The 12405-nt window shown below is 62.0% G+C and carries 10 protein-coding genes; 6 read left to right on the forward strand and 4 right to left on the reverse strand.

Features of this window, described 5'->3' with window-relative positions:
- Nucleotides 1-105: 105 nt before the first annotated feature.
- The 4 genes from ntrC to glnA all read right to left on the reverse strand — a co-directional run bounded on the left by ntrC (nt 106) and on the right by glnA (nt 5200).
- On the reverse strand, nt 106-1518 hold the full coding sequence (gene ntrC / locus KUV86_RS05385; RefSeq protein ID WP_222483950.1) for a nitrogen regulation protein NR(I): 1413 nt from the start codon (nt 1516-1518) through the stop codon (nt 106-108).
- Nucleotides 1511-2560: a nitrogen regulation protein NR(II) gene (gene glnL / locus KUV86_RS05390; protein ID WP_222483951.1), complete on the reverse strand. Its 1050-nt coding sequence runs from the start codon at nt 2558-2560 to the stop codon at nt 1511-1513. Before glnL ends, ntrC begins: the two co-directional genes overlap by 8 nt.
- Before the next feature lie 396 nt (nt 2561-2956).
- Nucleotides 2957-3643 (reverse strand): hypothetical protein, encoded by a 687-nt coding sequence (locus KUV86_RS05395; protein ID WP_222483952.1) that lies wholly within the window; start codon nt 3641-3643, stop codon nt 2957-2959.
- 150 nt (nt 3644-3793) lie between these two features.
- Nucleotides 3794-5200, reverse strand: a complete 1407-nt coding sequence (glnA, locus tag KUV86_RS05400; protein WP_222162466.1) for a glutamate--ammonia ligase — start codon at nt 5198-5200, stop codon at nt 3794-3796.
- A 513-nt stretch (nt 5201-5713) separates the two neighbouring features.
- Between glnA and KUV86_RS05405 the strand changes: the two genes are divergently transcribed.
- From KUV86_RS05405 to KUV86_RS05430, 6 genes are all read left to right on the forward strand, one after another.
- Nucleotides 5714-6232, forward strand: a complete 519-nt coding sequence (locus KUV86_RS05405) for a glycosyltransferase family 2 protein (protein WP_222483953.1) — start codon at nt 5714-5716, stop codon at nt 6230-6232.
- A 551-nt stretch (nt 6233-6783) separates the two neighbouring features.
- Nucleotides 6784-8610, forward strand: coding sequence for a translational GTPase TypA (gene typA, locus KUV86_RS05410; protein WP_206943861.1), 1827 nt, complete (start codon nt 6784-6786; stop codon nt 8608-8610).
- A 249-nt stretch (nt 8611-8859) separates the two neighbouring features.
- The gene (locus KUV86_RS05415; protein ID WP_206943859.1) at nt 8860-9165 is read left to right on the forward strand and encodes a hypothetical protein; all 306 of its coding nucleotides are present in this window, start codon (nt 8860-8862) and stop codon (nt 9163-9165) included.
- Nucleotides 9166-9341: 176 nt separating this feature from the next.
- The gene (locus KUV86_RS05420) at nt 9342-10790 is read left to right on the forward strand and encodes a sodium-dependent transporter (protein ID WP_222483954.1); all 1449 of its coding nucleotides are present in this window, start codon (nt 9342-9344) and stop codon (nt 10788-10790) included.
- 59 nt (nt 10791-10849) lie between these two features.
- A complete protein-coding gene (locus KUV86_RS05425) occupies nt 10850-11620 on the forward strand; it encodes an ABC transporter ATP-binding protein (RefSeq protein WP_206943857.1) in 771 nt (256 codons plus the stop codon).
- A gap of 77 nt (nt 11621-11697) precedes the next feature.
- Entirely contained in the window at nt 11698-12402 is a 705-nt protein-coding gene (locus KUV86_RS05430; protein ID WP_206943856.1) for an ABC transporter ATP-binding protein, read from the forward strand.
- Nucleotides 12403-12405 lie beyond the last annotated feature (3 nt).

Below are 12405 nucleotides of genomic sequence, written 5' to 3' on the forward strand. Positions count from 1 at the left end.
GCTATTCCGCCATCACTCTAGATCACTCATTGGCCGTTTGTGATACGCCCCTTGAGGTAGGTCAATTTCAACAGAGAGGTTATGCCCTTGCTACGGCCACCACGCTCAATCGTGGTCCTCGGCCAGCGAAGGCAGCAGCACCTTCAGCTTGCGCGTCAGCGTGTTGCGACCCCAGCCAAGCAGCTCTGCCGCTTCGCCCTTGCGTCCCGCGGTGTGCTTGAGCGCTGTCTCGATCAGAATGCGCTCGAAATCAGGCACGGCCTCTTCCAGCAAGTGAGTATGGCCAGCGGCCAAGGCACCGTCAGCCCAGGCGCGAAACGCCTCACGCCAGTCCCCTCCGGCAGCCACGTCATCCCCCCCACGCAGCTCCGGCGGCAGGTCTTCGACCAGCACCTCGCGCCCGGAGGCCATCACGGTCAGCCAGCGGCAGGTGTTCTCCAGCTGGCGCACGTTGCCAGGCCAGTCAACCCGGGTCAGAAACTCCTCGGCGTCCTGGGTCAGTACCTTGACGTCGGTGGATAGCTCCTTGGCGGCCTCGGCCAGGAAGTGCCTGGCCAGCCGGGGAATATCCTCGCGCCGCTGGGACAGCCGCGGTAGATGAACGCGGATTACGTTCAAGCGGTGAAACAGGTCCTCACGGAAACGCCCATCGGCCACCAGTGTCTCCAGGTCCTGGTGGGTGGCGGCGATGATCCGCACATCCACCTTGACCGGCGTGTGTCCCCCGACCCGATAGAACTCGCCGTCGGCCAGCACCCGCAGCAGCCGAGTCTGGGTTTCCGACGGCATGTCGCCGATCTCGTCGAGAAACAGGGTGCCGCCGTTGGCTTGTTCGAAGCGCCCCTGGCGACTGGCACTGGCACCGGTAAAGGCTCCCTTTTCGTGACCAAACAGCTCGGATTCGATCAGATCCCGAGGAATGGCGGCCATGTTGAGGGCGATAAAGGGATTGCCCGCGCGCGGGCTATGCTGGTGCAGGGCGCGTGCCACCCGTTCCTTGCCCGTCCCTGACTCGCCGTTGATCAGCACGGTGATGTGCGAGTGGGCGAGTCGGCCGATGGCACGAAAGACCTCCTGCATGGCCGGCGCTTCACCAATGATCTCTGCATCCAGGCCTTCGGGAACGCTGACGGGCCGTTGGCGTTCTCGCACGTGGGCGACCGCTCGGCGCACCAGGGCAAGCGCCTCATCGACATCGAAGGGCTTGGGCAGGTACTCGAAGGCGCCTCCCTGATAGGAGGCTACCGCACTGTCCAGGTCGGAGTGAGCGGTCATGACGATAACCGGAAGATCGGGGTGCACCTCACGCACCTTTGCCATCAGATCCAGTCCATCGATGCCTGGCATACGAATATCGGTGACCAGAACATCCGGGGGTGAGGTGAGCAGACGATCCAGAATCGTATCGGCACGCTCGACCGCTTCCACCTGCAAGTCAGGCTGAGCCAGCGCCCGCTCCAGCACCCAGCGAATGGCGCGATCGTCATCGACGATCATTATACGAGCGGCATCAGTCATGACTCATCTCCAGGGGAATCAGCAAGCGAAATTCTGTGTGTCCGGGGGCGGACTCGCATTCGATCAGCCCGTCGTGCTGATGCAGCACCGACTGGGCAATCGACAGCCCCAGGCCGCTGCCCTCGGCCCGTCCGGATACCATTGGATAGAACAGGGTGTCACGCAGGGTGTCGGGAATACCTGGCCCGTTGTCGATCACACTGACATCGCAGACCAGGCGATGACGCTGGGCCCCCAGGGTGAACTGGCGTCTGGCCCGGGTCCGCAGGCTGATCACGGGGTCTGGGGTGTCCGACTCGACCAGAGCCTGCACTGCATTGCGCGCAACATTGAGCACGGCCTGGATAAGCTGTGCTTCGTCACCGATCAGCTCGGGCAGGCTGGGATCGTAGTCTCGCTCGATGCGGACCTGGGGCTGCTCTACCAGCAGCAGTGCCCGGACACGCTCCAGCACCCGGTGGATGTTCAGAGGCTCCCGGCGGCTCACGCGGTTCGGCCCGAGCATGGAATCGACCAGATCCCTGAGTCGATCCACTTCCTCGATGATGATGCGGGTGTATTCCTTGAGCGCGGGTGTCTGCTCGAGGTCACGCTCCAGCAGCTGTGCGGCGCCACGTATGCCGCCCAGCGGGTTCTTGACCTCGTGAGCCAACCCTCGCGCCAGCACCTTCATGGTCTCCTGGCGCGACTGCAGGGCCTCTTCTCGCGAGATCCGCAACAGCCGGTCCCGCGGCTCCAGCTCTAGCAGCAGGCTATCCCGGGACAACGGCGTCACCGTGTAGTCCACCGTCAAGGGTTCGCCACCGCCGAGGGTCAGCCGCGCCTCACGCTGGGTATAGGGGTGCAAACCGTCTCTGGCACGCGCCAGCACGTCGGCGATATCGTCTTCTCCGCCGACCCAATCTCCCAGCGGTACGCCGATCACTCGGGCAGCGCTGACAGCCAGCAGGGCTTCCGCTGCGGGATTCATCCACGTTGGACGCAAGTCCTCATCAAGCAGTACAACCGCCGTGGTGAGGTGTTCGATGATGCCTGACGCCATGAGCGTATCCTGAGCAGATGAAGTCGTTCAGCCGAGCGTGAGGTGCACCCCCTGCGAGGCGCTGAAGGCGCCATCCCGAAGCAGGCGTCGTCAGCGAGTGCACTTCCTTAATGCAAGCAAGAAGCGGGCCAGACTCGCTTTCACCCAGACGATGACCACCGTGGTGCGCCGTGTACCCGCTGTCGTCCCACGGGGGAGCCTGGACACTCCTCCCCATGGACATGCTACTGCACCAAGCTGGTGCACTGCACTGGTTTAGGGCTTATGCCGAATGGGATTGGGGCCACGCCAGCGCGCCACCCGGGACCGACGTGACTCTGGCCAGATGTCTGAGCTGCCAGGGGGACAGGGGGACCGGGGGGAACGGGAACAAGGGAGACAGGGAGCATTCGCTATCTACGATGACGGCCCATGGCGGGAAGTCGCGGGCACCGCAACGCGGGCTCGCTGCACGTGCAGCACGACAGCGTCGCTGCGCTGGCGAACCTTGCGATCAGGGTCGATCACGACCAGGACGATGCGGTGCTCTCCCCGCTCGAGCTGAGTCAGGGTCAGTGGAGAATCCCCCGTCGTCACCAGCACGCCATCGACCTCAAGCCCCAGCACATAACCGGCGTCAAGAGGCGGGCTGACGGCCGCCGCGACCTCGAGGCTGCCGCCAGCGCCGCTGGGCAGCACGCTGCCAGATGCCGGACGGGCAATGGCCAGTACCTCCCGTGCCAGGTAGCCCGGCGCAGCAGCGCTGATATCCCCCGGCAGCTGGGACAGTGCCGGGGGCAGAGGAGCACTCGGCACATGGGAGAGCGCCCCTGGCACGAAGCGCTCTCCACCTTCCAGCGGCCGATCGCTATAGGTGACGCCGCCATGATGTTCAACGCGACGATAGAGGGCATCGGCGGCACTCCCCTGGGTGCCATACAGCAGCAGTATCGTCAGCAGCAGGCCTCTCGGTACTCGCCAAAGCCATATCCGCTCCCGCCATATCCACCCCCGCCACATCAGCTCCAACCGGCATCGCCGAGCCGGTAGGCGGCCCGACGGCTGTGGCGACATGGCCTGCCGGCAGCGCGGTGGTAGCTTCACGGTGGCTCCTTGCTGGGGGTGTCCTGGCAAGCATGCGATGCCTGTCCTGCCAGGCCAAGGGCATCGCTTGCTCGAGGGCAAGGCCAGGCCAAAAAAATCGGCCCCGCTCAAGGCGGGGCCGATATACGACGGGGTGTCGTCGTCGCTGGATCAGCAGCTGTAGTACATGTCGAACTCGATCGGGTGCGTGGTCATGCGCAGGCGCTCCACGTCTTCGTTCTTGAGCTCGATGTAGGCATCGATCATGTCGTCGGTGAAGACACCACCTTCGGTCAGGAAGCTGCGGTCTTCGTCGAGAGCCGCCAGCGCCTGGTCGAGGCTTTCCGCCACGGTCGGAATGGACTTGCCTTCTTCCGGCGGCAGGTCGTAGAGGTTCTTGTCCATGGCATCGCCAGGATGGATCTTGTTCTTGATGCCATCGATACCCGCCATCAGCATGGCCGCGAAGCACAGGTAGGGGTTGGCGGTCGGGTCAGGGAAACGCGCCTCGACACGCTTGCCCTTGGGGCTGGCGGTGTACGGAATACGGATCGACGCAGAGCGGTTACGGGCACTGTAGGCCAGCATGACCGGTGCTTCGAAGCCCGGCACCAGACGCTTGTAGGAGTTGGTAGAAGCGTTGGTGAAGGCGTTCAGCGCACGTGCGTGCTTGATGATGCCACCGATGTAGAACAGCGCCATTTCAGACAGGCCAGCGTACTGGTCGCCAGCAAACTGGTTCTGACCGTCCTTCCAGAAGGACTGGTGCACGTGCATGCCGCTGCCGTTGTCGCCGACCAGGGGCTTCGGCATGAAGGTGGCGGTCTTGCCGTAGGCGTGGGCCACATTGTGGATCACGTACTTCATTTCCTGAACTTCGTCGGCCTTCTTGACCAGGGTGTTGAAGGCTACGCCAATTTCGTTCTGGCCGGCGTTGGACACCTCATGGTGGTGCACCTCGACCTTCTGGCCGATGGCTTCCAGGGTGTTACACATGGCGCCGCGCATGTCATGGAAGCTGTCCACCGGGGGAACCGGGAAGTAGCCGCCCTTGACCCGAGGACGGTGGCCCAGGTTGCCGCCTTCGACGGCGCGGTCCGTTGACCAGGCACCCTCTTCGGAGGAAATCTTGTACATCGCACCTTCGATGTCGGCCTTCCAGTGCACTTCATCAAAGATGAAGAACTCGGGCTCGGGGCCGAAGAATGCAGTATCACCCAGGCCGGAAGACTGCAGGTAGGCCTCAGCGCGCTTGGCGATGGAACGCGGGTCGCGCTCGTAGCCCTGCATGGTAGCCGGCTCGATGATGTCGCAACGCAGAATCAGGGTCGCGTCTTCGGTGAAGGGGTCGAGGAAGCCGGTGCCGTCTTCCGGACGCAGAATCATGTCGGACTCGTTGATGCCCTTCCAGCCGTTGATGGAGGAGCCATCGAACATCTGGCCGTTCTCGAAGAATTCCTCGTCGACCTCGGAGGCCGGAATAGTGACGTGCTGTTCCTTGCCGCGGGTGTCGGTGAAACGCAGGTCAACCCACTTGACGTCATGTTCGTTGATCAGGGCGAGAGTCTTGTCTGACATGTGGTCCTCCAGAGTGAAACTTGTTCGTGACTCGAGCATTGGGGCGACGGCACCAATCCCATGTCACCGACTTCGAATTGGGGGATGATCCAGGGAGCAAAAGGGGTACCGGGATCCTTTGTAGCACGCTCCCGGGACAGTTCCCATGGTGACGTGCTCGACACGATGACACTGTCAGAAACAATGCAGGTTGCGTGCCATCATTGCACCAGCATTGATCAAAAAAATCTCAACCCAATGTTTTTCATCGATTTTAAGTTCTCGCAACGGCTGCTCCAGCATAGCGCATTGCCTCGCGGAGATCGCGACAAAGACTCACCAATGCACCAGCGTGAAGCACCAAAAACTTTTATGCACCAAAATAGCCCTCAACCATCTCCGCACTGAAGTCTGCCGAGGCGATCGCTAGGGGTAAGGGGTCGCTGGAACCTTCTGCAACGCACGGATACACTTCCTTACGTTTGTCGCCGACCGTCGTGTCACGGTCGTCGTCACCCGCCTCGGAGTGTCGTCGTGAATATCAGCCTGATCATCGATGCCCGCCTGACCGGCAAGGATTTATCCTGTCGGCTGACGCAAGCACGCCAGCAGATTGCCCTGTTCCAGGGACGCAGCGAGATCATAGTCATCGACGATGGTGGCATCACCTCTGAACAGCTCGGTGAACACGCGAAAGACTATCGGCTGGTGCGCGTCCGTCCGGCGCTGATGGGGAGACGCTTCAACCTGGCAGCCTCTCACTGCAATGGGCGAATGCTCGGCTTCTGCCTGGGCCCACTGGACTCTGCCTGGGTAGAACGCATGATGGCCGCGGCTGCCGACGAATCACGCCCTATGGTCAGGCCATCTCGGCCTTGTCCGCTGGCCCTGTTCCAACTGCTGCGACAGACGCCCACACGGGCACTGGGCGTAGAGCGCAACTGGTTTGAGCGCCTGGGAGGCTTTGATCCATCGCTGGACCTGAGCGCCGTAGAAGACCTGGCCACGCGGCTCAAGGCCTGTCGGGCCAATGCGCTGGTGCAGCGCGCCTGAGGGACAGCCTACTCAGCCGCAGCCGAGCAACGGCTGTTATGTCGTAGTTGGCCCATGCCATCCTGAGCATGCCTCTACTGCGGCCCTCATGCCATGGCCCTGATGCAGCGGCCCTGATGCAGCGGCTCCCATGCAGCAGCCCCGTACACTCCTGCCAAACGCCAGCCAGGGGCAGGCCCCTCAGCGACCCGCTGGATGACGCTGATACTCATGTTGATAGAACACCGTCGTGGAGAGCCCTCTCATCAAGGCGTCACAAAGACGTAGTCATATAGACGTTGTCGTGTAGACGTTGTTATGCCGTGGCGTCGAAAAACGCCGTCTCAAACAGGCGGACACACAAGAGATGGCACCTCAAGCCACTCCTTTCTTGTCGCCTTCTCGCGCAAAAACGCCTGAAAATGGGGCCTAACGCGTCAAGTCAGCGTCACGCAGGTGCTTGAAAGTTCAGTATCTTGAGAATTCACGGATAGATTGACCGCAACAATGCTGGTCGTTGTCATCACCCAGGCCCTATAATGCGGCCCCACTTTTTCCAGCAGGATCCCGTCGTGATCGAGAATCTTCGCAACATCGCCATCATCGCTCACGTCGACCACGGCAAAACCACCCTGGTCGACAAGCTGCTCAGCCAGTCCGGCACTCTGGACCGCAAGGCCGAGGGGCAGGAGCGCATCATGGACTCCAATGACCAGGAAAAGGAACGTGGCATCACGATCCTGGCCAAGAACACGGCGATCCGCTGGAGCTCTCCCGAGGGACAGGACTACCACATCAACATCGTGGACACCCCTGGACACGCTGACTTCGGCGGCGAAGTCGAGCGCGTCATGTCCATGGTGGACTCGGTCCTGCTGCTGGTCGATGCCGTTGACGGCCCGATGCCGCAGACTCGCTTCGTCACCCAGAAAGCCTTCGACCAGGGCCTGAAGCCGATCGTTGTCGTCAACAAGATCGACCGCCCCGGCGCACGTCCTGACTGGGTCATCGATCAGATCTTCGATCTGTTCGACAACCTGGGTGCCAGCGACGAGCAGCTCGACTTCCCGATCATCTACTGCTCGGCGCTCAACGGCATTGCCGGTCCGGAACCGGACCAGCTGGCCGAGGACATGACGCCGATGTTCCAGTCCATCGTCAACATCGTCGAGCCGCCCAAGGTTGAACTCGATGGCCCGCTGCAGATGCAGATTTCGGCCCTCGACTACTCCAGCTACGTCGGCGTCATCGGCCTTGGTCGCATCACCCGCGGCGCCATGTCACCGAACCAGCAGGTGGTGGTGATCAACAAGGAAGGCCAGACCCGCAAGGGCAAGATTGGCCAGGTCATGACTCACCTGGGCCTTGAGCGTGTCCAGACCGAGCAGGCCACCGCCGGCGACATCGTCTGCATCACCGGTATCGACGAACTGGCCATCTCCGACACCATCTGTGACGCGGCTGCGGTCGAGGCACTGCCGGCCCTGACGGTCGACGAGCCGACGGTCTCCATGACCTTCCAGGTCAACGACTCACCGTTTGCCGGCAAGGACGGCAAGTTCGTCACCAGCCGCAACATCAAGGATCGCCTGGACCAGGAGCTGATCCACAACGTCGCGCTGCGCGTCGAGCAGGGTGAATCACCGGAGAAGTTCATCGTTTCCGGTCGCGGCGAGCTGCACCTGTCGGTGCTGATCGAGAGCATGCGTCGCGAAGGCTTCGAGCTGGCCGTCGGTCGTCCTGAAGTCATCATCCGCGAGATCGATGGCGAAAAGCAGGAGCCCTACGAAGAAGTCATCATCGACTGCGAAGAGCAGCATCAGGGCGCCATCATGGAAGAGCTCGGCTACCGCAAGGGCGAGCTCAAGAACATGAATCCGGATGGCAAGGGCCGCGTGCGCCTTGACTTCATCATTCCGGCGCGCGGCTTGATCGGTTTCCGCGGTCAATTCCTGACCCTGACGTCAGGCACCGGCATCCTGACCAGCCGCTTCGATCATTACGGCCCGCTCAAGCCCGACGCCTCCATCGAGCGTCGCAACGGCGTGCTGGTGTCCATGGTACCGGGCAAGGCCCTCGCCTATGCCCTGTATGCGCTGCAGGAGCGCGGCAAGCTGATCATCGACCACGGCACCGAGGTCTATGAGGGCATGCTGGTCGGCATCAACAACCGTGCCAACGACATGGTGGTAAACCCGACCAAGGGCAAGAAGCTCGATAACATGCGCGCCTCCGGTAACGACGAGAACATCGTGCTGACTCCGCCGGTGCGCTTCACCCTGGAACAGGCCATCGAATTCCTCGATGACGACGAGCTGGTCGAGATCACCCCGAACCATATCCGTCTGCGCAAGAAGTTCCTGACAGAAAACGAACGCAAGCGCGCCAGCAAGAAGTAATCGCGCCGCTTTCCGTTGCCTCGATGCCCGCCTTCTGGCGGGCATCGTCGTTTGCAGCGGGACATCCGCCATATTGGCCGACTCGCCCCCCATGGAGCATTTATCAGCCTGGGCTTGATAAAGGAACTTCTCCGCCCATAAGCTGCCACAGGAGTATGGCTTCGGAGTAAGGGGTCCGTCGGCGACCCTGCCCCGACAGGTCTATGCTAAGGACAGAACATCATCTTTCGCGAACGAGGAGCCACGCGAATGCACAAGCATGTCGAATGGGATGATCCCGGCGCCGACAGCGTACAACGCTATTTTGCCGACAAGCCTGACGAGTACCCCACCGCCCACATCGGCAGCATCATTGCCGGCCGCTATCACGGATACTCGGTCAGGGTAAAAGTGGAAGCTCGGGTCGATGACGATACCGCGAGCATTGGCGACGTGGTGGCACTTATCTCGGTCAGAACCGGGGAGCGCACTCAGTCCATCGGCGACCTGTCGGTCGGTGATACGGTACGCCTGGGCGACGACCACCGCTCGCTGGCGCCGCGAGTCGGCAGCTAAGGCCCCGACGGCTATCGTCGACAAGATGAAAAGCCCGCCACTATCACGCCCCACCAACGCCTGCTAAACGCACCCCCTCTAGTCAGGCATACGTTTGTATCGCAAAGTTGGCATGTGAGACCGGGCCATCGCCCGGTCAGTCCGACTGACAAGTCTGACATGTCGACGGATGCCCCATGAGCAGCGACAACATCTGGACCCACAAAGGCACCTTCCTGCTGGCCGCGGTTGGCTCAGCAGTGGGGCTTGGCAACCTCTGGCGCTTCCCTTATCTGGTGGGCGAGCATGGCGGTGGTGCCTTCCTGTTGGTGTACGCGCTGTGTGTGTTTGCCATCGGCGTGCCGATTCTGATCGCCGAGATCATGCTGGGCCGCAACAGCCGGCGCTGCCCGATCATGGGCATGCGCTTCCTGACACGCTGTCACAAGACCTCGAGGGCCTGGGAAATCATCGGTTGGCTGGGGGGACTCTCGGCGCTGCTGATCCTCAGCTTCTACTCCGTCATCAGTGGCTGGGCGATCCACTATCTGGGAGAGATGCTGACGGGCTCGCTACGAGGTGCCGACGCAGCCACCCTCGCCAGTGACTTTGCCAGCCTGATCAGCTCACCGGTCAAGCTGACGCTCTATCACACGCTATTCCTGGTGATCTGCGCGTACATCGTGGCGCGCGGCGTCCACCGCGGCCTCGAAAGCGGCCTGCGCCTGCTGATGCCTACCTTGCTGGTGATCCTGCTGGTCGTGCTGTTCTATGCAGCGGCCGCAGGCGACATGCTCGCTGCCAGCGACTTCCTGCTATCGTTCTCGCTCTCCGATCTGAGCCTGGAAGGCTGGCTGGTTGCCCTGGGCCAGTCCTTCTTCACCCTGAGCCTCGGCATGGGGGCGATCATGGCCTACGGCGCCTATATGCCAAGCGAGACGTCGTTGACCCTCACGGCCTTTACCGTGGCCCTGATCGATACCCTGGTCGCCATTCTGGCGGGGCTGGCCATCTTCGCGCTGGTCTTCGGAGCAGGCCTGTCTCCCGATGAAGGCCCTGGACTCATGTTTGTGTCGCTGCCGCTAGCCTTCACGGCCATGCCTTCCGGCGCGCTGATCGGCGCCATCTTCTTCGTGCTGGTGCTGGGGGCTGCCGTCAGCTCTGCCATATCGCTGATCGAGCCGGTAGCGGCATATCTGGTAGAACGCTTTTCGCTGAGCCGGGTGACGGCGGTCCTGGTCGTCGTGGGGGTTGCCTGGGCGCTGGGACTGACGACCGTCGCCAGCTTCAATCTTTGGGCCGAACAGAGCCCCTTCCATGATCTTTTCGGTCGCAGCGCCTTCGAGGTGCTGGAACTGACAACGCATATCACGCTGCCCTTCTGCGGCCTGCTGATTGCGCTCTTTGCCGGTTGGTCACTGACCCAGACCGAATCCATGAAAGAGATGCACACGCGCGCTGGCTGGCTCAGCCTGTGGCGCTTTCTGGTGCGCTTCATCGCGCCCACCGGGGTGGCCTTCGTGTTCCTCCGTGCTCTGCCTTACGTCGAGGGCTACTGGCTACCGGCCATCGTCGCGATCGTCACGGTAGGCGCCTTTGCCGCCTACCGCACGCTGGGCGAGCACGAGGGACATCACGGCGGTTGATCGCCGCCTGGGCGGCGCCCATCACGACAATAACGACAACGAACACAGCAGGTATCAGGATGTCAGCCATCATCGATGTGCGTCACGTCAACAAGGCCTTCGGCGGCCTGCGGGTCATCAACGACTGCTCCATTCAGGTCGAAGAAGGCTCGGTCACGGGCCTGATCGGCCCCAACGGCGCCGGCAAGTCGACGCTGTTCAATATCATTGCCGGCGCGCTGCCGCTGGACTCGGGGCAGATCCTGTTAAGCGGTGAAGACATCACCAATCGGCCTGCCAACGAACTGTTCCACAAGGGGCTCTTGCGCACCTTCCAGATCGCTCACGAGTTTTCCCAGCTGACAGCGCTGGAGAACCTGATGATGGTTCCGCCCGCACAGCCCGGCGAATCTCTGGCCAAGGCCTGGTTCGCGCCGCGCGCGGTGCGCGAGCATGAGGCCGAGATCAAGCGTCGGGCTCAGGAAGTCATCGAGTTCATCGGGCTCAATCACGTGCGCAACGAGCTGGCGGGCAACCTGTCTGGCGGCCAGAAGAAACTGCTGGAACTGGGCCGCACCATGATGACCGACGCCCGCGTGGTACTGCTCGATGAGATCGCCGCCGGGGTCAACCGAACGTTGCTGGGCGACCTGATCGGCAATATCGAACGCATGAACCGTGAGTTCGGCTACACCTTCCTGGTCATCGAGCACGACATGGACATGATTGCCCGACTTTGCGACCCGGTCATCGTACTGGCCCAGGGCTCGGTGATGGTGGAAGGGTCGATCGAAGAGATTCAGAACAATCCGGAGGTCATCGAGGCCTACTTCGGTGCAGGCGCGGCCTGACCTCCTCCTCCTTGCGCGCAAGGGGGGCAATAACAACGACCGAGGCGCACTGAGCGCCCCATGCAGAGAACAGGACTATGCCTCTACTCGACGCACGCCAGGTGCACGGTGGCTACGGCGGGATGAACATCCTCAACGGGGTGGACATGACCATCGAAGCCGATGAAATCGGCGTCATCGTCGGCCCCAACGGCGCCGGCAAATCCACCATGCTCAAGGCCATTTTCGGCCAGCTCAACGTGACTCAGGGCGATATTCTGCTGCGCGGAGAACCTATCCACAACCTGCCGACCAATCGTCTGGTGGAGCTGGGCATGGGCTTTGTACCTCAGGAACACAACGTCTTCCCGAGCCTGACGGTCAAGGAAAACCTCGAAATGGGCGCGTTTCTCAAGCCCGGCAATATCAAGCGCATGCTGGCCAAGGCCTATGAGTTCTTCCCCCCGCTCTATGACAAGCGACACCAGCCCGCCGGCGAGCTGTCAGGAGGACAGCGCCAGATGGTCGCCATGGGCCGGGCACTGATGGCGGAACCCGAACTGCTGCTGCTGGACGAACCCACGGCAGGCCTCTCGCCCAAGTACATGTACGAAATCTTCGACAGGGTAAAGGAGGTCAACGCGGCAGGCGTCGGCATCCTGATGGTGGAACAGAACGCCAAGCAGGCGCTTGCCATCGCCGACAAGGGCTTCGTGCTGGCCGCCGGCCAGAATCGCTTCACCGACTCGGGACAGGCCTTGCTGGCCGATCCCGACGTGGCCAAGAGCTTCCTCGGCGGCTGACGC

This window comes from Halomonas sp. DP8Y7-3, assembly GCF_019801675.1.
In the GTDB taxonomy this organism is placed as follows: Bacteria; Pseudomonadota; Gammaproteobacteria; order Pseudomonadales; family Halomonadaceae; genus Halomonas; species Halomonas litopenaei_A.

What these genes read in the sequence shown, in the direction of transcription:
- ntrC (WP_222483950.1), bottom strand. Translation starts at nt 1,518, where the DNA reads ATGACTGATGCCGCTCGTATAATGATCGTCGATGACGATCGCGCCATT.
- glnL (WP_222483951.1), bottom strand. Translation starts at nt 2,560, where the DNA reads ATGGCGTCAGGCATCATCGAACACCTCACCACGGCGGTTGTACTGCTT.
- glnA (WP_222162466.1), bottom strand. Translation starts at nt 5,200, where the DNA reads ATGTCAGACAAGACTCTCGCCCTGATCAACGAACATGACGTCAAGTGG.
- KUV86_RS05415 (WP_206943859.1), top strand. Translation starts at nt 8,860, where the DNA reads ATGCACAAGCATGTCGAATGGGATGATCCCGGCGCCGACAGCGTACAA.
- KUV86_RS05420 (WP_222483954.1), top strand. Translation starts at nt 9,342, where the DNA reads ATGAGCAGCGACAACATCTGGACCCACAAAGGCACCTTCCTGCTGGCC.
- KUV86_RS05425 (WP_206943857.1), top strand. Translation starts at nt 10,850, where the DNA reads ATGTCAGCCATCATCGATGTGCGTCACGTCAACAAGGCCTTCGGCGGC.
- KUV86_RS05430 (WP_206943856.1), top strand. Translation starts at nt 11,698, where the DNA reads ATGCCTCTACTCGACGCACGCCAGGTGCACGGTGGCTACGGCGGGATG.